Origin of the sequence: Flavobacterium sp. 102, from assembly GCF_003634615.1 — a bacterium.
GTDB lineage: Bacteria > Bacteroidota > Bacteroidia > Flavobacteriales > Flavobacteriaceae > Flavobacterium.
The window spans coordinates 424,713-449,052 of record NZ_RBKX01000001.1 but is presented as its reverse complement, the minus strand read 5'-3'; the positions used below and the strand labels follow the sequence as shown (position 1 = coordinate 449,052).

General features: G+C 37.4%; 18 protein-coding genes and 1 tRNA gene. 17 read left to right on the top strand and 2 right to left on the bottom strand.

What is annotated here, in order from left to right:
- Positions 1–147: 147 nt before the first annotated feature.
- A tRNA-Gln gene (locus tag C8C84_RS02020) sits at positions 148–218 on the top strand.
- A 54-nt stretch (positions 219–272) separates the two neighbouring features.
- Here C8C84_RS02020 and C8C84_RS02015 read toward each other — a convergent pair.
- On the bottom strand, positions 273–1,097 hold the full coding sequence (locus tag C8C84_RS02015; RefSeq protein WP_121311939.1) for a universal stress protein: 825 nt from the start codon (positions 1,095–1,097) through the stop codon (positions 273–275).
- A gap of 169 nt (positions 1,098–1,266) precedes the next feature.
- Here C8C84_RS02015 and rimP point away from each other — a divergent pair, with 169 nt between their 5' ends.
- From rimP to C8C84_RS01995, 4 genes are all read left to right on the top strand, one after another.
- A complete protein-coding gene (rimP, locus tag C8C84_RS02010) occupies positions 1,267–1,734 on the top strand; it encodes a ribosome assembly cofactor RimP (RefSeq protein ID WP_121314939.1) in 468 nt (155 codons plus the stop codon).
- An 8-nt stretch (positions 1,735–1,742) separates the two neighbouring features.
- The gene (nusA, locus tag C8C84_RS02005) at positions 1,743–2,984 is read left to right on the top strand and encodes a transcription termination factor NusA (protein WP_121311938.1); all 1,242 of its coding nucleotides are present in this window, start codon (positions 1,743–1,745) and stop codon (positions 2,982–2,984) included.
- A 37-nt stretch (positions 2,985–3,021) separates the two neighbouring features.
- Positions 3,022–5,820 carry a translation initiation factor IF-2 gene (gene infB / locus C8C84_RS02000; RefSeq protein ID WP_121311937.1) on the top strand — a complete coding sequence of 933 codons (2,799 nt, stop codon included), beginning with the start codon at positions 3,022–3,024 and terminating at the stop codon, positions 5,818–5,820.
- 62 nt (positions 5,821–5,882) lie between these two features.
- Positions 5,883–7,022, top strand: a complete 1,140-nt coding sequence (locus C8C84_RS01995) for a hypothetical protein (protein ID WP_121311936.1) — start codon at positions 5,883–5,885, stop codon at positions 7,020–7,022.
- Positions 7,023–7,051: 29 nt separating this feature from the next.
- On the opposite strand, the gene C8C84_RS01990 is transcribed toward C8C84_RS01995, so the two are convergent.
- On the bottom strand, positions 7,052–7,441 hold the full coding sequence (locus C8C84_RS01990) for an SPOR domain-containing protein (RefSeq protein ID WP_121311935.1): 390 nt from the start codon (positions 7,439–7,441) through the stop codon (positions 7,052–7,054).
- A 219-nt stretch (positions 7,442–7,660) separates the two neighbouring features.
- Between C8C84_RS01990 and C8C84_RS01985 the strand changes: the two genes are divergently transcribed.
- The 12 genes from C8C84_RS01985 (at position 7,661) to ruvA (ending at position 24,316) form a co-directional block, all read left to right on the top strand.
- Complete coding sequence (locus C8C84_RS01985) at positions 7,661–8,995, top strand: c-type cytochrome (protein WP_121311934.1); 1,335 nt, start codon at positions 7,661–7,663, stop codon at positions 8,993–8,995.
- Positions 8,996–9,094: 99 nt separating this feature from the next.
- The gene (locus C8C84_RS01980; RefSeq protein WP_121311933.1) at positions 9,095–12,157 is read left to right on the top strand and encodes a TAT-variant-translocated molybdopterin oxidoreductase; all 3,063 of its coding nucleotides are present in this window, start codon (positions 9,095–9,097) and stop codon (positions 12,155–12,157) included.
- Between the two features lie 39 nt (positions 12,158–12,196).
- Positions 12,197–13,606 (top strand): NrfD/PsrC family molybdoenzyme membrane anchor subunit, encoded by a 1,410-nt coding sequence (nrfD, locus tag C8C84_RS01975; RefSeq protein ID WP_121311932.1) that lies wholly within the window; start codon positions 12,197–12,199, stop codon positions 13,604–13,606.
- Between the two features lie 8 nt (positions 13,607–13,614).
- Positions 13,615–14,142, top strand: a complete 528-nt coding sequence (locus C8C84_RS01970; protein WP_121311931.1) for a DUF3341 domain-containing protein — start codon at positions 13,615–13,617, stop codon at positions 14,140–14,142.
- Between the two features lie 8 nt (positions 14,143–14,150).
- Positions 14,151–14,714, top strand: coding sequence for a cytochrome c (locus C8C84_RS01965; protein WP_121311930.1), 564 nt, complete (start codon positions 14,151–14,153; stop codon positions 14,712–14,714).
- 27 nt (positions 14,715–14,741) lie between these two features.
- The gene (locus C8C84_RS01960; protein WP_121311929.1) at positions 14,742–16,226 is read left to right on the top strand and encodes a quinol:cytochrome C oxidoreductase; all 1,485 of its coding nucleotides are present in this window, start codon (positions 14,742–14,744) and stop codon (positions 16,224–16,226) included.
- Between the two features lie 19 nt (positions 16,227–16,245).
- Positions 16,246–17,433: a cytochrome c oxidase subunit II gene (locus C8C84_RS01955; RefSeq protein ID WP_121311928.1), complete on the top strand. Its 1,188-nt coding sequence runs from the start codon at positions 16,246–16,248 to the stop codon at positions 17,431–17,433.
- 22 nt (positions 17,434–17,455) lie between these two features.
- On the top strand, positions 17,456–19,255 hold the full coding sequence (locus tag C8C84_RS01950) for a cbb3-type cytochrome c oxidase subunit I (RefSeq protein WP_121311927.1): 1,800 nt from the start codon (positions 17,456–17,458) through the stop codon (positions 19,253–19,255).
- A gap of 81 nt (positions 19,256–19,336) precedes the next feature.
- A complete protein-coding gene (gene ruvB / locus C8C84_RS01945; protein WP_121311926.1) occupies positions 19,337–20,359 on the top strand; it encodes a Holliday junction branch migration DNA helicase RuvB in 1,023 nt (340 codons plus the stop codon).
- Positions 20,356–21,279 (top strand): tRNA epoxyqueuosine(34) reductase QueG, encoded by a 924-nt coding sequence (gene queG / locus C8C84_RS01940; protein ID WP_121311925.1) that lies wholly within the window; start codon positions 20,356–20,358, stop codon positions 21,277–21,279. Before ruvB ends, queG begins: the two co-directional genes overlap by 4 nt.
- Before the next feature lie 81 nt (positions 21,280–21,360).
- Entirely contained in the window at positions 21,361–23,652 is a 2,292-nt protein-coding gene (locus C8C84_RS01935) for an NADP-dependent malic enzyme (RefSeq protein ID WP_121311924.1), read from the top strand.
- A gap of 82 nt (positions 23,653–23,734) precedes the next feature.
- Positions 23,735–24,316 carry a Holliday junction branch migration protein RuvA gene (gene ruvA, locus C8C84_RS01930; RefSeq protein ID WP_121311923.1) on the top strand — a complete coding sequence of 194 codons (582 nt, stop codon included), beginning with the start codon at positions 23,735–23,737 and terminating at the stop codon, positions 24,314–24,316.
- The last annotated feature ends 24 nt before the right edge of the window (positions 24,317–24,340 follow it).

Below are 24,340 nucleotides of genomic sequence, written 5' to 3'. Positions count from 1 at the left end.
TCTGATATGACGGTTTTGCAAATGAAGTATTTAATTTTTTCTTATAATTGTTTGCGTAAAATAAAATTTGTTCTAAATTTGCACTCGCATTAAGCAAAACGAAGTTTCTCTGAACTCCGTTGATTATATTGCTTAGTGAAGTAATGCTGGTCTATGGTGTAATGGTAACACAACTGTTTTTGGTGCAGTCTTTCAAGGTTCGAGTCCTTGTAGACCAACGGAAAAAGCCTCTCAATTTGAGAGGCTTTTTTGTTTTTGTATGGCTTTGGTTTTTAAATTTTAAAAGTAACTACCGGTCTAGCAGCATGATTTACCAGATCTTCACTAATACTTCCGTTGAAGAAATGCGCAAGCCCTTTTCTACCGTGCGTACTCATTCCGATTAAATCAGCATCAATAAAATTGGTAAAATTTAAAACACCACTTTCAACATTGACATCATTATAAATGTGTGTTGAATATTTGTTGATGCTAAAGTTGGAAATAAAATCTTTCATGATTTCCTGAGCTACATGAGTTGGTTTGAAGCTACTAGGGGTATTAATCATCACAAGGTATAATTCAGCGTCAAACTTGTTTGCGAAATCAACAACTTTGCTAAATGGCTTTTTGATTTCGTCTGAAAAGTCAGAGGCGAATACAAATTTAGTAACATCAAAATCACCGGCTTCTTTTTTGATGATTAAAACCGGGATATCAGAATTACGAACTACTTTTTCTGCATTGGAACCAATAAACATTTCTTTAAATCCGCTAGCGCCGTGTGAGCCCATTACAATTAAATCAACGTTGTTCTTTTTACTAATATTCATGATTCCTTCAAATGCTAATTCGAATTGTATGATTTCGGAAACTTTCAATCCATCAAGGCATTCGTCATCCATTAAATCTTCTAATCTGTTGATAGCGGCATTTTTGAAAAGCATTATTTCAGGTAAATCATGACCGCTTCCAATGGCGTCACCCGCTTGGTGAGGTAACTCTAGCATGTGAAGAAGGAATATTTCTCCACCGTTTTTTTTAGCGATTTGAGCGGCAACTTTTAAGGCGTATTTTGCGTGGTCTGAAAAGTCTGTTGGGACTAAAATTTTTTTCATAATGTAAAAAAGTAAGTTTTGGATTGGATATTTTAACACAATAAAGGTATTATTTTTTTTTGATTCAGCAATGATTTTTGATTTATAAAAAAATAACTATATTTGCACCGTTATTTACCATTCAAACTAAATAATGAGGGAAGCAATGCTTCCCTCTTTTTATACAACTATGACATTTAAAGAGAAAGTTACGAAGTTATTAGAAGAAGGATTACTGGAAAAACCTTCGTTGTTTCTGGTAGATTTAAGTATTTCAGAGAGTTATAAGATTACCGTGACTTTGGATGGTGATAATGGTGTAAATTTGCAGGATTGTATCGATGTTAGTCGAGTAATCGAAAATAATTTAGACCGTGAAGAACAAGATTTTTCATTAGAAGTAGCTTCGGCCGGCGTTTCAACACCATTGAAATTGGTGAGACAATACAAAAAAAATATTGGCAGAACGTTGAAAGTAAAAACCGCTACCGAAACAATAGAAGCAAAACTGGAAGCAGCTTCAGAAGAAAGTATAACGCTTTCGTGGACTGCAAGAGAACCAAAAAAAGTGGGTAAAGGAAAAGAAACAGTAGAACACAAACGTGAAATTTCTTATTCAGAAATAAAAGAAGCAATTGTTATTATAATATTTAATTAAAATTTGGCATGGAAAATATTGCATTAATCGAATCATTCTCAGAGTTTAAAGATGATAAACTCATTGATCGAGTAACGCTTATGGCGATTTTGGAGGATGTATTTAGAAACGCATTAAAAAAGAAATACGGTTCTGATGATAATTTTGACATCATTATCAATCCTGATAAAGGTGATATGGAGATTTGGAGAAGAAGAATTGTTGTTGCTGATGACGATTTAGATTTAGAAAACGAAGAAATCACTTTAACTGATGCCAGAAAAATTGAACCTGATTTTGAAATCGGGGAAGAAGTTTCTGAAGAAGTGAAATTGATAGATTTAGGAAGAAGAGCGATTTTGGCTTTGCGTCAAAACTTGATTTCTAAAATCCATGAACACGATAACACCAATCTTTACAAACAATTTAAAGATTTAATTGGCGAAATTTACACTGCCGAAGTACACCATGTTCGCCCAAGAGTTGTGATTTTGGTCGATGATGAAGGAAACGAAATCGTGTTGCCCAAAGAAAAACAAATCCCGTCTGACTTTTTCCGTAAAGGAGATAACGTTCGCGGTATCATTGAAAGTGTTGAATTGAAAGGGAATAAACCACAAATTATCATGTCGAGAACGGCAGATAAATTTTTGGAGAAATTATTCGAACAAGAAATTCCGGAAGTTTTTGATGGTTTGATTATGATTAAAAAAGTAGTGAGAATTCCGGGCGAAAAAGCAAAAGTAGCCGTGGATTCTTATGATGATAGAATTGATCCGGTTGGTGCTTGTGTTGGGATGAAAGGTTCTCGTATTCACGGAATTGTTCGTGAGTTAGGAAACGAAAACATTGACGTAATCAACTACACCAGTAACTTACAGTTGTACATCACCAGAGCCTTAAGTCCTGCCAAAGTATCTTCGGTTAAAATTGACGAAGAGAAAAAAAGAGCCGAAGTGTTCTTGAAATTAGAAGAAGTTTCTAAAGCGATTGGTCGCGGTGGTCACAACATCAAATTGGCCGGATTGTTGACAGGCTATGAATTAGATGTAATCAGAGAAGGAAGCGCTATCGAAGAAGATGATGTGGAATTAACAGAGTTCTCAGATGAAATCGATGGATGGGTAATCGACGAATTTGCTAAAATCGGATTGGATACTGCCAGAAGTATTTTGAATCAAGATGTGGCTGATTTAGTGAGAAGAACCGATTTAGAGGAGGAAACCATTTTAGAAGTAATAAGAATACTGAAAGAAGAGTTTGAGGACTAATTCTTTCGCCAAAATAGATAAACATTAAAAAGATTTTATGTCTGAAGGAAATATTAGAATTAATAAAGTTTTAAGGGAATTAAATATTTCTTTGGAAAGAGCTGTGGATTATCTTAAGGATAAAGGCATTGCTATTGAAGCAAGTCCAAACACAAAAATTTCCGATGATGTATACAATATTCTTTGTGGTCAATTTGCCGGAGACAAAGGAAACAAAGAAGCTTCTAAAGGCGTAAGTGAAGAAATCAGAAAAGAAAAAGAAGCGCTTCGACTCGAAAGAGAAAAAGAAATCGAAGACAAACGCAAAGCAGACGAAGAGCGTCAAAGGTTAGAAGTGGTCAAAGCCAAAGCGGTAATCAGTGCTCCAAAACAAATTGGAAAAATTGATTTAGATCCAAAACCTGCAGCTCCGGTTGCTCCTGCAGCTCCAGCAGAATCTCCGAAAATTGCTGTTGAAAAGCCAAAAGAAATCGTTAAAAAAGAAGAAGCTCCGGTAGTTGAGGTCCCTCAAGAAAAACCGACTAAAGTAGCTGAAGTTGAAAAACCTATAGTAGCTCAACCTTCAGAGGAAGCTCCGGTTGACGAAACGATTACAACACAATACCAAAAATTATCAGGTGCCACTCTTACCGGTCAAGTAATTGATTTATCTCAATTCAACAAACCAAAAAAGAAAAAAGAAGAGTTCAAAAAGGACGCCAATAAGCCTGCAACTCCGGGTGCCGGACAAACGGCAGCACAAGCGGCCCAAAATGCAGCTAATAAAAATAAAAGAAAAAGAATTCCGGGTAAACCAGGAGAAACCGGGAAGCCTGCTATTACCAGTGGTGGTGGTGGAAATGCTTTCGGACCAAATAAAACCGGCAACAAACCGGGCGGTGGCGGATTCCAAAAAGGAAATCGTCCTGCTATAGTTCAAAAAGTAGAGCCAACGGAAGAGGAAGTAAAAAACCAAATCAAAGAAACTTTAGAACGTCTTCAAGGAAAAGGAAACAAATCTAAAGCAGCCAAATACAGAAGAGATAAACGTGATACGCACCGTCAAAGAAATGAAGACGAGATGCAAGCGCTCGAAGAAGGAAGCAAAACCATCAAAGTTACTGAGTTTGTAACTGTAGGTGAAATTGCAACCATGATGGATGTGCCGATTACCAAAGTGATTGGAACGTGTATGTCATTGGGAATCATGGTAACTATGAACCAAAGATTGGATGCGGAAACCTTATCCATCGTGGCAGATGAGTTTGGTTATGAAGTAGAATTCATTACAACCGACATCGAAGAAACAATGGAAGTAGTTGAAGACCGTCCCGAAGATTTAGTGACTCGTGCACCAATCGTAACCGTAATGGGACACGTGGATCACGGTAAAACTTCCTTACTGGATTATATCCGGAATGAAAACGTAATAGCCGGAGAATCGGGTGGAATTACACAGCACATTGGTGCTTATGCGGTTACATTAGAAGGCGGACAAAAAATCACTTTCTTGGATACACCGGGTCACGAAGCGTTTACTGCGATGCGTGCTCGTGGAGCTCAAGTTACCGATATCGCCATTATTGTAGTGGCGGCGGATGATGATATCATGCCACAAACCAAAGAGGCCATCAGTCACGCACAAGCAGCCGGAGTTCCGATGATATTTGCTATTAACAAAATTGATAAGCAAGGCGCGAATCCTGAAAAAATTAAAGAGAAATTAGCAGCCATGAATTTATTGGTAGAAGATTGGGGTGGAAAATACCAATCACACGATATCTCTGCTAAAAAAGGAACCGGTGTTAAAGAATTATTAGAAAAAGTATTGCTTGAAGCTGAAGTTTTAGACTTAAAAGCAAACCCAAATAAATTAGCCGTTGGAACTGTAGTTGAAGCACAATTAGACAAAGGAAGAGGATATGTATCAACGATATTGGTGCAATCAGGAACTTTGAAAGTAGGTGATTACGTTTTGGCCGGAAAAAATCACGGTAAGGTGAAAGCCATGCATGATGAAAGAGGGCATAGTATTAAAGAAGCGGGACCATCAATACCAATCTCTATTTTAGGTTTGGATGGTGCGTCAACGGCAGGTGATAAATTCAACGTGTTTGAAGACGAAAGAGAAGCCAAACAAATTGCTGCTAAACGTACACAGTTAATGCGTGAACAATCGGTGAGAACACAACGCCATATTACCTTGGCAGAGATTGGTCGTCGTATTGCTTTAGGTCAATTTAAAGAATTGAACATTATCCTTAAAGGTGACGTGGACGGTTCTGTGGAAGCACTTTCGAGTGAGTTCTCTAAATTATCTACTGAAGAAATTCAAATCAATATTATCCACAAAGGCGTTGGTGCGATTACAGAAACTGATGTGATGTTGGCTTCTGCTTCAGATGCGATTATTATCGGATTTAACGTTCGTCCTGCAGGAAATGCTCGTCAATTGGCTCAAAAAGAGGAAATCGACATCAGAAGTTATTCAATTATCTACGATGCGATTAACGACTTGAAAGACGCAATGGAAGGCATGCTGTCACCGGAAATGAAAGAAGAAATTACCGGTACTGCTGAAATTCGTGAGATATTCAAAGTATCTAAGGTCGGTTCAATTGCCGGATGTATGGTTACGGATGGTAAAATATTCAGAAACTCTAAAATTCGTTTGATTCGTGAAGGGGTTGTTATTTTCACAGGTGAATTAGCCACGTTAAAACGTTTCAAAGACGATGTGAAAGAAGTAGCCAAAGGATATGATTGTGGTATTCAAATTAAGAATTACAACGATATTGAACAACTGGATTTAATCGAAGCTTTCCAAGAAGTAGAAGTGAAGAAAAAGTTGAAATAATACTAAAGAAAAGTCTCGAGCAATCGGGACTTTTTTTATTTTAGCCTCAAATAGACTAACTCATGAAAAAAATTGCAATTGGTTTTTGTTTCTTCTTCTGCGCTATTTCTTTTGCCCAAGAAAAGAAAGTTCATTTGATTTCTTTGGCTAATGAAAAGAACACCGCTATTGATTGTGATTTTTATATTGAAAAGATATATGACGGCCGACAAGTGAAAGAAAATATCGGAACCGTTTATGTGTCACTTTTCAACAGTAAAGTTTCTGCCAATTTTGAAAAACCTTTGACAGATGAACTTCAATCGTTGTTGGCTGTTTTGTATCCAAAAAAGGAAAGCAAACGTGCCATCTCCATTAGAATTAACGAGCTATATGTAACAGAGAGTAGCGCAGATACCGATAATAATTTTAAAAAAATGCAAACCGGTTCTGCGACAATAGTTTTGGATATCATAGAAAAGAAGGAAGATGGGCTAGAATACATCACTGGGACGTTTTTTTCTTCTAAAGAAGATTCACGTTCCGATGTCACTAAAAAGCACGCGCAGTTAATTACGACGGCTATTAAAAACAGTTTCGCAAATTACATGAATACCCAAAACACCTATAAAATTGCCATTCCGTTTGTTTCTGAAGAATCCGTTAATCTTGACAGTATCAATACAGAAATAAAAGCCGGTGTCTATTTGAATTACAAAGATGTTTTTAATGGAAAGTTCCTCAGTTTAGAGGATTATACCATAACGAAATACAAAGAAGGTTTTTGTCTCTTGAACAATGCTACGGGTAGGGTTGAGAACGGGTTTTATGGCTTTAGTGACGGAAATAATTTTTATATTAATCTTTTCCAATTTTCAACCGTGAAGTTTTACCTAAAAACCGAAATACTAGGGGTTAATTATTTTATTAATGAAGTAGAAGAGCGTAATTTGGATTTCAATAGTTTTTATTTAGCCTATGGCGGAATGGTAGCGATGGGCGGTGGATTACTTCCGGTGCTGATTTTTAGTGGAAGTGGTAGTTCAGAACCTCAAAGAATTCCCTTAGTGATAGAAAGAACAACCGGAATGCCGACTTTTTTAACGGACAAGTATGTTATAAATATGCTCGAATCTAATCCCGTTTTACTCAAAGAATACAAGAAGACAAAACGAACTCCGGCCGATAAAAAAATGATTTACAAGAAGTTTTATAATTTATAAAAAAAAGCCCTGATTTATCAGGGCTTTTTTTATTTGTTTGGTTTGATTAAAAACGCATTCGGGAATTTCTTTTTGAGTAGTTCTAAGTTCTTTTCAGCTTCGATTCGGGTTTTAAAATTGCCAACCCAAACTTTATAGGCTGGTGTGCTGAAGACTATAGTAGCGTCGAGATTTTTGTTTTCTTTTTTGAAATCCATCAACGTTTTTCTGGAGTTTTCGCTATCTCCGTTGAATATCTGGATTTTATAGCGGTCGTTGATGGTAATAGAGCTGTTTATTCTTCTTTTTTCATTGAGTAGTTGCTCAAACTTTGGATCTTGACTTACAGCTACTTTTGCTTCCTGACCAAAGCTTTTTTGTGTTAAAAAGAAAAGAAATGAAGCACTTAAAATGAGCTTAGTTTTATAGAAATCTTTCATAATGATTTGATTTTTATGCAAATGTAAAACTTAAAAAATTAAACAAAATAGTATTTGTTATTTAGAATTAGTATAAATTGGTATTTAAGATATATTTAAGGTTTTGAGAATAGTTCATAAGTCGTATTTTTGTGCAAGTTTTTAACAAGGCGTGGCATATTAACCGAAAACAGGTTTAGAAAAAACCATGCCAACATTAGTCGATAATCATTATATTATATGAAAAAAATGGGTAACCATAATTCGATTTCAAGGAAAATAGTCTTCAGTTTAGCTTTGATGCTAACAGTCTCCTTCACTTCATTTTCACAAGCAACACCGCCGGCGACCGACGCAGCAGCACCGGCTACTGCAACAGCAGCGCCTATGGCAACTGCCGGAGGAGATCCGGTAGCAGGTAAGGCTTTGTTTAACGCCAATTGTGCGGCATGTCACGCTCTTGATAAAAAGATGACAGGTCCGGCATTAAGGGGAGTTTCTGCAAAGTATGACATGGCTTGGATTTACAAATGGGTAAACAATAGTTCTGCTATGGTTAAATCCGGAGACGCTAAAGCGGTTAAGATTTTTGAGGAATACAACAAGTCAGTGATGACTTCGTTTCCAAATTTATCAACAGCTGATGTAGATAATATCATTGCATATACCAATGAGAAAAAAGCAGAACCGCCAGTAGTTGCAGCTGTTCCCGGAACAGGTGGTGAAGAGAGCGGAATTTCTAACAATGTAATTCTTGGAGCTTTAGCTTTAGTGATGTTTATGTTGGTGGTTATGTTGTTCTTTGTGAACAATGTATTAGCCAAGGTGGCCAAAGCTAACGGAATTGAAGCAGTATCAAAGGAAGCTTCATTGCCAATTTGGAAAGCTTTTGCTAAAAATCAATTTTTAGTATTAGTTGCTTCAATCTTCTTGTTGTTGTCTAGTGGTTATTTTGTTTATGGATGGATGATGCAAGTAGGTGTTGATCAAGATTACGCGCCAATCCAGCCAATTCATTATTCGCACAGAATTCATGCAGGAAGTAATGGTATCGACTGTAAATACTGTCACTCTGCAGCGAGAGTTAGTAAAAACGCGGGTATTCCTTCATTGAATGTTTGTATGAACTGTCACAAAAATATTTCGGAAGTTGCTGATACTACTGCAACGCCAGAATACACAAAAGCATTCTATGATGGTGAAATCCAAAAATTATATGATGCTGTAGGTTGGGATAAATCTACTCAAAAATACACCGGTAAAACAAAACCTGTTAAATGGGTTCGTATTCACAACTTACCTGACTTTGCCTATTTCAATCACTCACAACACGTAACTGTTGCCGGTATTGAATGTCAAAAATGTCACGGTCCGGTTCAAGAGTATGAAATCCAAAAACAATTTGCGCCATTAACCATGGGTTGGTGTATTAAGTGTCACCGCGAAACGGATGTTAAGATGGAAGGCAATGCTTACTATACTAAAATTCACGAAGAACTTTCTAAAAAATATGGTGTAGACAAATTGACTGCAGCACAAATGGGAGGTTTAGAATGTGGTAAGTGCCACTATTAATTTGTTGATTTCTGGATTCGGTTATTTGTTAGCCGAATTGACGAATAACCAAATTATCGAACAAACAAAAATAAATTAAGAAGCTAATATTTATATACGATGTCATCGAACAAAAAATACTGGAAAAGTGTTGAGGAACTAAACGAAAATAGTTCTATTGTTGAGACGCTTAGAAATAATGAATTTGTGGAAGCAATTCCAACAGATGAATTCTTGTCAGACAAAGATTCATTATCTTCTTCTTCAACAACTCGTCGTGATTTCTTGAAATACGTTGGATTTAGTACTGCCGCCGCTTCATTGGCTGCCTGTGAAGGACCAGTACATAAATCTATTCCTTACGTTTTACAACCGGAACAAATTATTCCCGGTGTTGCCGATTATTTTGCAACATCTATGTTTGATGGTTTTGATTTTGCTAATTTATTAGTAAAAACACGTGAAGGTCGTCCAATTAAAATTGAAAATAATACAATAGCAGGGGCTAAGTTTTCCGCCAATGCTAGAGTGCATGCTTCTGTATTGTCGTTATATGACAGTATGCGTCTTAAAGTGACTAAGGTTGCTCAAAAAGATGCTACTTGGGCAGAAGCTGATTTAAAAATCAAAGCCAGTTTAGCAGAAGCTAAAGCTAAAGGTGGACAAGTTGTTTTGTTGACCAATACTTTAGCAAGTCCTTCTACTGAAAAATTAATCGCTGAATTTATTGCTCAAAACCCAACAGCTAAGCACGTAGTTTATGATTCAGTTTCTGAATCAGCCGCTTTAGATGCTTTCGAAGCTGTTTATGGTGAAAGAGCTTTGGTTGATTATGATTTTTCAAAAGCCAACACTATCGTTTCTATCGGTGCAGATTTCTTAGGAGATTGGCAAGGTGGAGGATTTGATAGTGGTTACGCACAAGGTAGAGTTCCTCAAAAAGGCAAAATGTCGAAACATTTTCAGTTTGAAGCGAACATGACTTTGTCAGGTGCCGCTGCTGATAAACGTGTTCCGATGAAAATTGCGGATCAAAAATTAGCTTTAGTTAAAATATACAATGTAATTACAGGTTCATCGGTTTCTACCGGTAAATTAGCCAACGAAGAGGCAATTACTAATGCAGCACAACAATTGAAAGCGGCAAAAAGTAAAGGTGTTTTGGTTTGTGGCATTCAAGATAAAAATGCTCAATTATTAGTTTTAGCGATTAACCAAGCCTTAACCAGTGAAGCTTTTTCAACTGTTGGAACGCGTCAAATCAGAAAAGGTTCTGATGCAAAAGTAGCCCAGTTATTAGCTGATATGAATGCGGGAAGTGTTCATACTTTAATTATGAGCGGTGTGAATCCTGTTTACACTTTGGCCAACGGAAAATCTTTTGCTGAAGGATTGAAAAAAGTAAAATTATCTGCAGCGTTCTCTTTGAAAGAAGACGAAACTGCTTCAGTAACTAATATCGCAATTCCGGCTACTCATTATTTGGAGTCATGGAATGATTTAATGTTGACTAAAGGAACCTATTCTTTGGTACAACCAACTATTCGTCCGTTATTCAGTTCAAAACAATTCCAAGAAGGATTGTTGTCATGGAACGGTAATAGTGCAGCTTACTATGATTACATCAAAGCCAATTCTGCTGCCTACTTAAATGGCCTGACTTGGAACAAAGCAGTTCATGATGGTGTTGTTGCCGGTGTAGCTTCGGCTGCTGTTGGTGGTTCAGCGGATTATTCTGCTGCAGCCAATGCTTTGGCACAATCAAAACCATTGGCTAATTTCGAATTAGTATTGTATACTAAAACAGGTTTAGGTGATGGTCAACAAGCCAATAACCCTTGGTTACAAGAATTTCCGGATCCAATTACAAGAGTTTCTTGGGATAACTATATTACCGTTTCGAAAGCTGACGCTGATAAAAAGGACTTAATGAATGAAATCGTTGCCAATGGTGGTCTTAACGGAAGTTATGCTACTGTAAAAGTTGGTGATACTTCAATCACTGCTCCGGTAATCGTTCAGCCTGGTCAAGCTGTTGGAACTATTGGTTTGGCTTTAGGATATGGTAAAAAAGCCGCTTTAAAAGAAGAAATGCAAGTAGGTGTTAACGCTTACGCTTTATATAATAACTTTAATAACGTTCAATCAGCCACTTTAACTAAAGCTGATGGTGAGCATGAGTTTGCTTGTGTTCAGTCCCAAAAAACTTTGATGGGAAGAGGTGATATTATTAAAGAAACCACTTTAACTGTTTTTACTGCAAAATTTGATGAGCCGGAAGTTTGGAATCCATCACCGATGGTTTCTTTGGATCACAAAGAAGTAAAAGCAACTTCAGTTGATTTATGGGAATCATTTGATCGTTCAGTTGGTCATCACTTCAATCTTTCTATCGACTTAAACTCATGTACCGGTTGTGGTGCCTGTGTTATAGCTTGTCATGCAGAAAACAACGTTCCTGTTGTTGGAAAATCTGAAGTTAGAAGAAGTCGTGATATGCATTGGTTGCGTATTGACCGATATTATTCTTCTGAAGAAACTTTCGCAGGGGACAACAAGAAGAAAAAAGAATTCGATGGTTTATTTGGTGATAAAGGGTCATTAGGCGGATTTGGAGACATGGAAAGTCCTGCGGATAATCCACAAGTTGTTTTCCAACCGGTAATGTGTCAACACTGTAATCACGCACCATGTGAAACAGTTTGTCCTGTGGCAGCCACTTCTCACGGTCGTCAAGGTCAAAACCAAATGGCTTATAACAGATGTGTTGGTACTCGTTACTGTGCGAACAACTGTCCTTATAAAGTACGCCGTTTCAACTGGTTCTTATATAGTAACAACGAAGAATTTGATTTCCATATGAATGATGATTTAGGTCGTATGGTATTAAATCCGGATGTAAACGTTCGTTCTCGTGGTGTTATGGAAAAATGTTCTATGTGTATTCAAATGACACAAAAAACAATCCTAACTGCCAAACGCGAAGGAAGAGAAGTAGGTGTGGAAGAATTCCAAACCGCTTGTTCTGCCGCTTGTTCTTCAGGTTCTATGGTTTTTGGAGATGTTAACAACAAAGAAAGTAAAGTGGCTAAGTTAGTCGAAGATAAGAGAATGTACCACTTGTTAGAAAGTGTTGGAACAAAACCAAACGTTTTCTATCACGTTAAAGTTAGAAATACCTAGTATCAAAAAATAATTAATTAAGAAACAATATAAAGGATTATGTCGTCTCACTACGAAGCACCCATTAGAAAACCTTTAGTTATAGGTGATAAATCTTATCACGATGTAACAGTAGATGTCGCTGCGCCTGTTGAAGGTAGAGCCAACAAACAATGGTGGACAGTATTTTCAATTGCATTAGCCGCTTTCCTTTGGGGAATAGGTTGTATTGTCTATACTATCTCTACCGGAATTGGAACCTGGGGATTAAATAAAACCGTTGGTTGGGCTTGGGATATCACTAACTTCGTTTGGTGGGTTGGTATCGGTCACGCCGGAACTCTTATCTCTGCCGTATTATTATTATTCCGTCAAAGATGGAGAATGGCTATTAACCGTTCTGCGGAAGCGATGACCATCTTCTCGGTAATCCAAGCAGGTTTATTTCCAATCATTCACATGGGTCGTCCATGGTTAGCTTACTGGGTTGTGCCAATTCCAAACCAATTCGGTTCGTTATGGGTTAACTTTAATTCACCATTGCTTTGGGACGTATTTGCGATTTCGACTTATCTTTCTGTATCACTTGTATTCTGGTGGACAGGTTTATTGCCGGATTTCGCGATGTTAAGAGACAGAGCAGTAACTCCTTTCACTAAAAGAATTTATTCTATTCTATCTTTCGGATGGAGTGGAAGAGCAAAAGACTGGCAACGTTTCGAAGAAGTATCTTTGGTTTTGGCAGGTTTAGCAACGCCTTTAGTACTTTCTGTACACACAATTGTATCCTTTGACTTTGCTACTTCGGTAATTCCGGGATGGCATACCACAATCTTCCCTCCGTACTTCGTTGCGGGAGCGGTATTCTCTGGATTCGCGATGGTAAACACGTTGTTGATTATCATGAGAAAAGTATCAAATCTTGAAGCTTATATCACTATCCAACATATCGAATTGATGAACATCGTAATTATGATTACTGGTTCTATTGTTGGGGTTGCCTACATCACTGAGTTATTTGTGGCTTGGTATTCAGGAGTAGAATATGAGCAATATGCTTTCTTGAACAGAGCAACCGGTCCTTACGCTTGGGCATACTGGGCGATGATGACTTGTAACGTGTTCTCTCCACAGTTCATGTGGTTCAAGAAATTAAGAACCAGTATTATGTTCTCTTTCATCATCTCTATTGTGGTAAATATCGGTATGTGGTTTGAGCGTTTCGTAATTATCGTTACCTCATTACACAGAGATTATCTTCCATCATCATGGACGATGTTCCAACCAACATTTGTAGATATTGGTATCTTCATCGGTACAATTGGTTTCTTCTTTGTATTGTTCCTTTTATATGCGAGAACATTCCCTGTGATTGCTCAAGCAGAGGTTAAAACAATTTTGAAATCATCAGGTGAGAATTATAAGAAACAAAGAGAAGCAGAAGGTCATAATCATTCAGATAAACATTAATATTTGCTATGAGTAGTAATAAAGTTATACACGCAATATACAATGATGATGATGTATTAATGGATGCGGTTCACAAAACCAGAGCAGCCCATCATCATATTGAGGAAATTTTCACTCCTTTCCCTGTTCACGGTTTAGATAAAGCTATGGGATTGGCACCAACACGTTTAGCCATTTGTGCATTCATCTATGGATGTATTGGTTTAACAGTGGCAACGGTTATGATGAATTACATCATGATTACCGATTGGCCGCAAGACATTGGTGGAAAACCGAGTTTTAGTTATATTCAAAACATGCCGGCTTTTGTACCGGTAATGTTTGAGATGACTGTGTTTTTTGCAGCTCACTTAATGGTTATCACTTTTTATATGAGAAGTAGATTGTGGCCATTTAAAGAAGCAGAAAATCCGGATGTAAGAACTACCGATGACCACTTCTTAATGGAAGTAGCTGTTCATGACAATGAAGCAGAATTGGTAAAATTCTTCGAAGGAACAGGAGCAGTAGAAGTAAAAGTAATTGATAAGCATTAATAATAGATATGAAAAGTTTACTTAAAATAGCATTTGTATTGGGTAGCATTGTTTCTCTGTCTTCTTGTAAAGATGATTTGAAACCAAACTATCAATACATGCCTAATATGTACGAATCTGTGGCTTATGAAACCAATGCTGAGTCAGATGCTTTCAATTCGCCAACAGGTGAGAAAGGTAAAGTAGGACAATCACCTGCAGATGGTTCAATAAAAAGAGGTTTCGTTCCTTATGAATATCCAAATACTCCTGAAGCTTTAGCAGCAATAAAAGCTTTAAATCCAAAATCACCGCTTGATTCAACTCAAGTGGATATGAAAAAGGCAGAAGAGCTTTACGGAATTTACTGTGCTATCTGTCATGGTGGCGAAGGAAATGGAAAAGGGAAGTTGGTTACTCAAGAGAAATTCTTGGGAGTTCCAAGTTATGCCGACAGAGTTATCAATGAAGGTAGTGTTTTCCATGTTGTGACTTATGGTTTGAACTCAATGGGTTCTCATGCTAATCAGTTAAGTCAAGAAGAGCGTTGGTTGGTTGCCGCTTATGTAATGCAACTTAAAAGCAAATTATAATTGTAGAACAAACAGATTGTTATAGATATGTATACATTTTCAAGTAAACTAAAAACCTTTTCTTTTGTCCTAATGATCGTGGGTATTCTTGGGATAGGTTATGGTTTTTTAACTGCACCAAAAGATATTCATGAGGTTGAGGCTATTTTAAAAGCTGAAGAAGCAGAACATCACGGTGGTGGACACGAAGCTGCTCCCGTTCATGAAGCCAAAACTGAGTCAGCAACGCATGAAGCGCATACTGAACCTGTAGCTGCGGTTACTCCGAGTGAAACACCTGTTGATTCTGTAGCACATGACACAGCTGCGGCTGTAGCACATACTGCACCAGCAACACATGCTGAAACAGCCCGACACGACGCGAAAGCTAGCGCTGGACATGATGAGCATAAGGAACATGCAGAACACGTGCTACACCAATTACAAAACAAACCTTGGGCAGCATTGTATGTAGCTTGTTTATTTTTTATGTTAATTGCTTTAGGAGCTTTGGCTTTCTATGCAATCCAACAAGTAGCACAAGCTGGTTGGTCTCCGGTATTATTCAGAGTAATGCAAGGAATCACGGCTTATTTATTACCGGGTTCTATTATTTTCTTCATTTTATTATTATTATCAGGTTTCCATTTCAATCATTTATTTGTATGGATGAACGATGGTGTAACAGAAGTAGGACACGAAAATTATGATGCGTTAATCGCCGGTAAATCAGGTTATTTAAACTTCCCATTCTGGATTATAAGAGCAGCTATCTTCATAGCGGGATGGAATTTATACAGACATTTATCTAGAAAAAACTGTTTGGCGCAAGATGAAGCTACAGACAATTCTTTCTACAAAAAGAATTTCAAAATGTCAGCAGCATTCTTAGTATTCTTTATCGTAACAGAATCTATTATGTCATGGGATTGGATTATGTCAGTTGATCCACACTGGTTCAGTACTTTATTTGGATGGTATGTATTTGCTAGTTTCTTTGTTAGTGGAATTACCACTATCTCTATGGTGACTTTATACTTGAAATCTAAAGGTTATTTAGAAAATGTAAATTCAAGCCACATACACGATTTATCAAAATTCATGTTTGGTATTAGTGTATTCTGGACCTACTTATGGTTCTCTCAATTCATGTTGATTTGGTATTCAAATATTCCTGAAGAGGTAACTTATTTCAAAACAAGAATTGAAGATTTCAACTTGCCATTCTTTGGAGCGGTAGCTATGAACTTTGTATTCCCAATATTGTTGTTAATCAATACCGATTTCAAACGTGTTTCTTGGATTATCGTGACTGCAGGTGTTGTTATTTTATTCGGACACTATGTTGATTTCTTCAATATGATTATGCCGGCAACAGTAGGTGACAGATGGTTCATTGGAATACCTGAAATTGCAGCAATTTTATTCTTCCTTGGATTATTCATTTTTGTAGTATTCAGTGCCTTGACTAAAGCACCATTGGTTCCAAAACGCAATCCTTTCATCGAAGAAAGTAAACATTTTCATTATTAATATTTAAAGTAAATTACAAATGACAACTCTTTTGATACTTATAGTTGTAGTTTTATTGGCAGTTGCCCTATGGCAGTTAACTAAAATATTTGACTTAACTCAAGTTGGTGGAAATGTGAATGACACTCAAGTGGCTAACGATAACGATAACAAAGTTAACGGTTACTTGATGTTTGGTTTCTTAGGATTTATTTACCTAACTACAATCTACTGTCTTTTAAATTACAGCCAATTTCCTTTGATGAGCGATGCTGCTTCGGAACATGGTCCACAAGTAGACAACCTGATGATGATTTCGATGGTTTTAATCTTTTTTGTACAAACCGTTACTCAAGCATTGCTTCACTATTTTGCTTTTAAATACAGAGGAAAACAAGGGCAAAAGGCACTTTATTTTGCTGACAATAACAAATTAGAATTTATTTGGAGTGTTATTCCGGCGATTGTTTTAGCAGGATTAATTCTTTATGGATTATATGCTTGGACGAACATTATGTTTGTGGATGAAGAAGATGCTGATGACGCTATCGTTATCGAACTTTACGCGCAACAATTTAAATGGGAAGCGAGATACGCCGGTGCAGATAATGTTTTAGGAAAAGCAAATGTTAGATATATAGAAGGCGTTAATAACCTTGGTGTTGATTTGTCTGACCCAAATGCTCAAGATGATTTTAGCTCAGCTGAATTGCATATCCCAAAAGGAACGAGAGTAATTTTCAAAATGCGTTCTCAAGATGTATTGCACTCAGCTTATATGCCTCACTTTAGAGCACAAATGAACTGTGTTCCGGGTATGGTAACTCAATTTTCTTTTGTTCCAACTTTGACTACTGCTGAGATGAGAGATAAACCGGCAATGATTGAAAAAGTGGCAAATATCAATGCCATAAGAGCAAAGAAAAGTGAAAAATTAATTGCAGAAGGACAACCCGCACTTGACCCATATACTTTTGATTACTTATTGTTATGTAACAAAATTTGTGGTGCTTCTCACTACAACATGCAAATGAAAATTGTAGTGGATACTCCGGAAGAATACAAAAATTGGTTAAAAGAAAACTCCGCAAAAACTATTGTTCAAGCAGTGAAAACTGCAGCGGCTGAAGCTAAAGCTTCTGAAACTCCTGCAACACCAACTAAAGATTCAACCTCTTCAAACAGCAAAGACACAACAGTAGTTGCTCAAGCAGAAACGAAACATTAATAAAATTTAAAAGTTTACCTATATGTCAGCAGAAGCTCACAATCACGATCACGGTCACGACGAACACGAACACCACCATAAAGACACGTTCATTACTAAATATATTTTTAGTATTGATCATAAAATGATATCCAAACAGTATTTGATTACCGGTATCATTATGGGAGTAATTGGTGTTGGTATGTCAATGTTATTCAGAATGCAATTGGCATGGCCCGAAGAATCTTTTAAAATTTTTAGTTTTTTCCTTGGGGAAAGAATGGCTCCGGGAGGCGTTATGAATAACGAAACTTATTTAGCTTTAGTTACCATACACGGAACGATAATGGTTTTCTTTGTTTTGACTGCCGGTCTAAGTGGAACTTTTAGTAACTTATTGATTCCATTGCAAATTGGAGCAAGAGATATGGCCTCAGGATTCTTAAACATGATTTCCTACTGGTTATTCTTCTTATCAAGTGTTGTAATGGTGATATCATTATTTGTAGAATCCGGTCCGGCTTCTGCAGGATGGACTATTTATCCACCTTTAAGTGCTTTGCCACAATCTATGTCCGGTTCTGGAGCAGGGATGACTTTATGGTTGGTTTCTATGGCTATTTTTATCGCTTCATCATTATTAGGTTCATTGAATTATATCGTTACGGTAATCAATTTAAGAACTAAAGGGATGTCAATGACAAGATTGCCACTTACTATTTGGGCTTTCTTTATCACTGCTATCATTGGGGTTATTTCATTCCCAGTATTATTATCTGCAGCTTTGATGTTAATCATGGACAGAAGTTTCGGGACATCATTCTTCTTGTCTGATATTTATATAGCCGGAGAGGTTTTACATTACCAAGGTGGTTCACCGGTATTGTTCGAACACTTATTCTGGTTCTTAGGTCACCCTGAAGTATATATCGTATTATTACCGGCTTTGGGTATTACCTCTGAAATTATTGCGACCAACTCTCGTAAGCCTATTTTTGGTTACAGAGCGATGATTATGTCCATTATTGCGATTGCATTCCTATCAACTATCGTTTGGGGTCACCATATGTTTATCTCGGGAATGAATCCATTTTTAGGCTCGGTATTTACATTCACCACCTTATTGATTGCAATTCCATCAGCAGTAAAAGCATTCAACTATATTACAACCTTATGGAAAGGTAACTTGCAGTTAAACCCTGCGATGTTATTCTCTATCGGATTGGTTTCTACCTTTATCACAGGAGGTTTAACAGGAATCATTTTAGGAGATAGTACTTTAGATATTAACGTTCACGATACTTACTTCGTAGTGGCTCACTTCCACTTGGTAATGGGTATCTCAGCATTGTATGGAATGTTCGCCGGTATTTACCACTGGTTCCCTAAAATGTTCGGAAGAATGTTAAACAAAAACTTAGGATATGTGCACTTCTGGGTAACGGCAGTTTGTGCTTATGGCGTATTCTTCCCAATGCACTTCATCGGAATGGCAGGTTTACCAAGAAGATATTATACAAACACTAATTTCCCATTGTTTGACGACTTACAAAACGTAAACGTGATTATTACAGTTTTTGCTTTAGTAGGTGGTGCTTTCCAATTGGTCTTCTTGTACAACTTCTTTAGCAGCATTTTCTACGGAAAAAGAGCAGTTCAAAATCCTTGGAAATCAAATACATTGGAATGGACTGCGCCTGTTGAACACATTCACGGAAACTGGCCTGGAGCAATTCCTGAAGTTCACAGATGGCCTTACGATTACAGTAAGCCAGGTCATGATGATGATTTTGTTCCTCAAAATGTACCTATGAAACCGGGAGAAGAAGTTTTACATCACTAATTCTTACTTTAAATATAACAAATGCCTTTCCTAATCGAAAGGCATTTTTATTTGCAACCAACTTTGTTATATATTTGTGAAATGAACGAGAATTTAGATCCAACCAACAATAATTTTAATCCGGAAGAGCTTGATTTAGAGAAAAAATTAAGGCCTTTGAGTTTTGATGATTTTACCGGTCAAGAACAAGTGCTAGATAACTTAAAAGTATTTGTAGAAGCCGCCAATCAAAGAGATGAAGCACTCGATCACACCCTTTTTCACGGACCACCGGGTTTAGGAAAAACCACTTTGGCTAATATTTTGGCCAATGAGTTAGGAGTTGGTATTAAAATTACTTCCGGACCTGTTTTAGATAAACCCGGAGATTTAGCTGGATTACTTACAAATCTCGAGGAAAGAGATGTTTTGTTCATAGACGAAATCCATCGTTTGAGTCCGATAGTGGAAGAATATTTGTATTCCGCCATGGAAGATTTCAAAATCGATATCATGATTGAATCCGGACCGAATGCCAGAACAGTGCAAATCAATTTGAATCCGTTTACCTTAGTTGGAGCCACTACGCGTTCAGGATTGCTTACTGCTCCAATGAGAGCTCGTTTCGGAATTCAAAGTCGTTTACAATATTATAACACCGAACTTTTAACTACCATTGTGCAACGTAGTTCGACTATTCTCAAAATGCCGATCACTATGGAAGCCGCAATAGAAATTGCAGGGCGAAGCCGAGGAACACCTCGTATTGCCAACGCTTTATTGCGCCGTGTTCGAGATTTTGCACAAATCAAAGGCAACGGGAAAATTGACATTGAAATTGCACGTTATTCTCTAAAAGCATTACACGTAGATGCTCATGGGCTTGACGAAATGGACAATAAAATCCTAACCACTATTATCGATAAATTCAAAGGCGGACCGGTAGGCCTATCCACTTTGGCGACAGCTGTTTCTGAAAGCGGAGAAACCATCGAAGAAGTGTACGAGCCATTCTTAATACAAGAAGGTTTTATTATCAGAACGCCAAGAGGAAGAGAAGTAACCGAAAAAGCGTATAAGCATTTAGGAAAAATCAATACGAATATTCAAGGAGGATTATTTTGATCAACAATAAAGAAAAATATACGCAATTCATCAAAGCCGAAGCCAAACGCCTCGGTTTTTTGTCTTGTGGGATTTCCAAAGCAGGATTTTTAGAAGAAGAAGCGCCTCGATTGGAGCATTGGCTCAAACAAAATTGTCATGGAGAAATGTCTTATATGGAAGAACATTTTGACAAACGTTTGAACCCAACTTTGTTGGTCAGCGATTCTAAAAGTGTCATTTCGATGTTAATTAATTATTTTCCTTCTGAAGAGCAAAATCAAGACAGTTATAAGATTTCAAAATATGCTTATGGTAAAGACTATCACAATGTCATTAAGAAGAAAGTGGTAAAATTATTAAAGTCAATCAAAAGAGAAATCGGAGACGTAAACGGGCGCGCTTTTGTTGATATTGCACCTATAATGGACAAAGCCTGGGCTGCCAAAAGCGGTTTAGGTTGGATTGGTAAAAACAGTAATTTGCTAACACGTCAAGTAGGTTCTTTTTATTTTATCGCCCAATTGGTGATTGATTTAGATTTAGAATATGACCATGCTACAACAGACCATTGTGGCTCTTGTACCGCTTGTATTGATGCTTGTCCAACGCAAGCTATAGTGGCACCTTATGTTGTGGATGGAAGCAAATGTATTTCTTATTTCACCATTGAACTCAAAGAAAATATTCCTCAGGAAATGAAAGGCAAACTAGACGACTGGATGTTTGGCTGTGATGTCTGCCAAGACGTTTGCCCATGGAATAAATTTTCCAAGCCACATAGCGAACCCTTGTTTTCTCCTTATCCTGAACTTCTATCTTATACCAAAAAGGACTGGGAAGAAATCACAGAAGAAACTTTTAAAGCAGTTTTTACCAATTCTCCATTAAAGCGAACTCAATGGGAAGGATTGAAACGAAATATTGATTTTTTGAAGTAAAACATTGCAAAAGAAACTCTCAAATGTTTCCCTATTTCAGTAAGTCTTCTACCTTTGTAAGTCAGAATAAAACAAACCAAAATGAATAAATACAGTAAGCGAAGAGAAGCACTTTTATACCACGCCAAACCTACGCCAGGGAAAATCCAAGTAGTGCCGACCAAAAAATATGCGACGCAAAGAGACTTGTCTCTCGCCTATTCTCCGGGTGTTGCTGAACCTTGTTTAGAAATTGCCAAAGACGTTAACAACGTTTATAAATATACCGCCAAAGGAAATTTAGTAGCCGTAATCACCAATGGAACTGCCGTTTTAGGATTAGGAGATATCGGTCCCGAAGCTTCAAAACCTGTAATGGAAGGAAAAGCTTTGCTCTTTAAGATTTTTGCCGGAATTGATGTTTTCGACATCGAAGTCGGAACTAAAGACATCGATGCGTTTATCGAAACCGTTAAAAATATTGCGCCAACTTTCGGTGGAATCAACTTAGAAGACATCAAAGCGCCGGAGTCATTCGAAATCGAAAGACGTTTGGTCGAAGAATTGAATATTCCCGTAATGCATGATGACCAACACGGAACGGCAATTATCTCGTCAGCCGCGTTGTTGAATGCTTTAGAAATTGCCAAAAAGAAAACTACCGAAGTTAAAATCGTAGTTTCCGGAGCCGGTTCTGCGGCTTTGGCTTGTGCCAATTTGTATATTTTATTAGGCGTAAAAGCTGAAAATATTATCATGTTCGATAAAGACGGTGTGCTTTCTTCAGAGCGCAGTGATTTGTCCGATTTGCAAAAAAGATACGCACATGGAAAAGCAGGAACGACTTTGGCGGAAGCTTTAGTTGGTGCCGATGTTTTCCTCGGATTATCAGCCGGAAATATCATGTCAGCGGAAATGCTTTTGGGCATGGCCAAAAATCCAATTGTATTCGCTATGGCCAATCCGATTCCGGAGATTGACTACGATTTGGCCGTTGCCACACGAAAAGATATCATCATGGCAACCGGTCGTTCCGATCATCCTAATCAGGTGAATAACGTATTGGGTTTTCCTTATATTTTTCGTGGCGCTTTAGATGTTAGAGCGACGAAAATTAATGAAGAAATGAAAATGGCGGCGGTTCATGCTTTAGCTGATTTGGCAAAAGAACCCGTGCCTGAACAAGTAAATATCGCTTATGGCGAAACCCGTTTGAATTTTGGAAAAGAGTATATCATTCCAAAACCATTTGACCCGAGACTAATCACACAAGTAGCGCCGGCTGTGGCCAAAGCCGCCATGAATTCAGGTGTGGCGTTGCATCCGATTACGGATTGGGAAAAATATGAAGAAGAATTGTTAGAACGTTTAGGTTCCGATAATAAAATGGTTCGTTTGTTGACCAATAGAGCCAAGACCGATCCAAAACGCGTAGTTTTTGCGGAAGCAGATCATTTAGACGTATTGAAAGCAGCCCAAATTGCTTACGAAGAAGGTATCGCTCATCCCATTTTATTAGGAAACAAAGAATTGATTTTAGAACTTAAAGAAGAATTAGGTTTCGATGCCGAAGTGCCTATTTTTGATCCTAAAACCAAAGAAGAAGACCAACGCAGAATGAAGTATGCCGACATCTTTTGGCAGTCAAGGCAACGTCGTGGGATTTCATTATTGGATGCCCAAAAATGGATGCGCGAGCGTAATTATTTTGCCGCTATGATGGTTAATGAAGGCGATGCTGATGCGATGGTTTCGGGTTATTCAAGAAGTTATCCGTCAACGGTGAAACCTTTGATGCAATTAATTGGGAAAGCACCGGGAATTACCTTGATTGCCACAACTAATATGATGATGACCAATCGTGGACCGATGTTTTTGTCAGACACGGCAATCAATCCAAATCCTACAGCAGATGAATTAGCTAAAATTGCATTGATGACGGCAAAAACCGTTAGAATGTTCGGAATGGAACCGGTAATTGCGATGGTTTCGTTTTCGAATTTTGGTTCGTCATCCTATGAAAGTGCTACCAAAGTTAGAGAAGCAGTAGCTTATTTGCATAAGTATTATCCTGATTTAGTTGTGGATGGAGAAATCCAAACCGACTTTGCGCTGAATCCTGAAATGTTGAAAAATAAATTTCCTTTCTCTAAATTGGCAGGTAAAAAAGTCAATACTTTGGTATTCCCAAATTTGGAAGCAGCAAATATCAATTACAAACTTTTGAAAGAGTTGTACAAAGTAGATTCTATCGGACCAATTATGTTAGGTATGGAAAAAGCCGTACACATTTTCCAATTAGGCGCCAGCGTAGAAGAAATGGTCAATATGGTGGCTGTGTCAGTAGTTGATGCGCAAGAAAAAGAGAAGAGAAAAAAGATGACGTCTAAATAGATTTTGTAATATTGTTCAGATATTGCTAAGAGATGATGTCAGTTGAAGAATTTTGTTATATTTGGAATAGATTTTAATTAAAATGATTGCACATATTCAAGGGAAATTAGTAGAAAAAACACCAACAGAAGTCGTAATCGACTGCAATGGAGTGGGTTATCATGTTAATATTTCTTTGCATACTTTTTCATTACTTCCCAATACCGATTTCATCAAATTATTTACCCATCTGCAAATCAAAGAAGATGCTCATTCTTTGTTTGGTTTTGTCGAAAAATCTGAAAGAGAACTCTTTAAATTATTGTTGTCCGTATCGGGAATTGGAGCCAGTATTGCCAGAACAATGTTGTCATCATTAGACCCAAAACAAATTATACAGGCCATAGGAAGTGGTGACGTCGGAACAATACAATCCATCAAGGGAATTGGAAGCAAAACAGCCCAAAGAGTTATCTTGGATTTAAAAGAAAAAGTGTTAAAAATCTACAACTTAGACGAAATTTCAGTATCACAACACAATATTAACAGAGAAGAGTCGTTATCTGCTTTGGAGGTTTTGGGTTATGTTAGGAAAAATGCAGAAAAAGTGGTGGATAAAATCATCAAAGAAAATCCTGAAGCCACAGTAGAAACGATAATCAAACAAGCATTAAAAAATTTATAATTCTTGGAAACAATATACGCAACG

Bases quoted from the DNA above. Each gene is read 5' to 3' on its own strand.
- C8C84_RS02015 (WP_121311939.1), bottom strand. From the start codon at position 1,097: ATGAAAAAAATTTTAGTCCCAACAGACTTTTCAGACCACGCAAAATAC.
- rimP (WP_121314939.1), top strand. From the start codon at position 1,267: ATGACATTTAAAGAGAAAGTTACGAAGTTATTAGAAGAAGGATTACTG.
- nusA (WP_121311938.1), top strand. From the start codon at position 1,743: ATGGAAAATATTGCATTAATCGAATCATTCTCAGAGTTTAAAGATGAT.
- infB (WP_121311937.1), top strand. From the start codon at position 3,022: ATGTCTGAAGGAAATATTAGAATTAATAAAGTTTTAAGGGAATTAAAT.
- C8C84_RS01995 (WP_121311936.1), top strand. From the start codon at position 5,883: ATGAAAAAAATTGCAATTGGTTTTTGTTTCTTCTTCTGCGCTATTTCT.
- C8C84_RS01990 (WP_121311935.1), bottom strand. From the start codon at position 7,441: ATGAAAGATTTCTATAAAACTAAGCTCATTTTAAGTGCTTCATTTCTT.
- C8C84_RS01985 (WP_121311934.1), top strand. From the start codon at position 7,661: ATGAAAAAAATGGGTAACCATAATTCGATTTCAAGGAAAATAGTCTTC.
- C8C84_RS01980 (WP_121311933.1), top strand. From the start codon at position 9,095: ATGTCATCGAACAAAAAATACTGGAAAAGTGTTGAGGAACTAAACGAA.
- nrfD (WP_121311932.1), top strand. From the start codon at position 12,197: ATGTCGTCTCACTACGAAGCACCCATTAGAAAACCTTTAGTTATAGGT.
- C8C84_RS01970 (WP_121311931.1), top strand. From the start codon at position 13,615: ATGAGTAGTAATAAAGTTATACACGCAATATACAATGATGATGATGTA.
- C8C84_RS01965 (WP_121311930.1), top strand. From the start codon at position 14,151: ATGAAAAGTTTACTTAAAATAGCATTTGTATTGGGTAGCATTGTTTCT.
- C8C84_RS01960 (WP_121311929.1), top strand. From the start codon at position 14,742: ATGTATACATTTTCAAGTAAACTAAAAACCTTTTCTTTTGTCCTAATG.
- C8C84_RS01955 (WP_121311928.1), top strand. From the start codon at position 16,246: ATGACAACTCTTTTGATACTTATAGTTGTAGTTTTATTGGCAGTTGCC.
- C8C84_RS01950 (WP_121311927.1), top strand. From the start codon at position 17,456: ATGTCAGCAGAAGCTCACAATCACGATCACGGTCACGACGAACACGAA.
- ruvB (WP_121311926.1), top strand. From the start codon at position 19,337: ATGAACGAGAATTTAGATCCAACCAACAATAATTTTAATCCGGAAGAG.
- C8C84_RS01935 (WP_121311924.1), top strand. From the start codon at position 21,361: ATGAATAAATACAGTAAGCGAAGAGAAGCACTTTTATACCACGCCAAA.
- ruvA (WP_121311923.1), top strand. From the start codon at position 23,735: ATGATTGCACATATTCAAGGGAAATTAGTAGAAAAAACACCAACAGAA.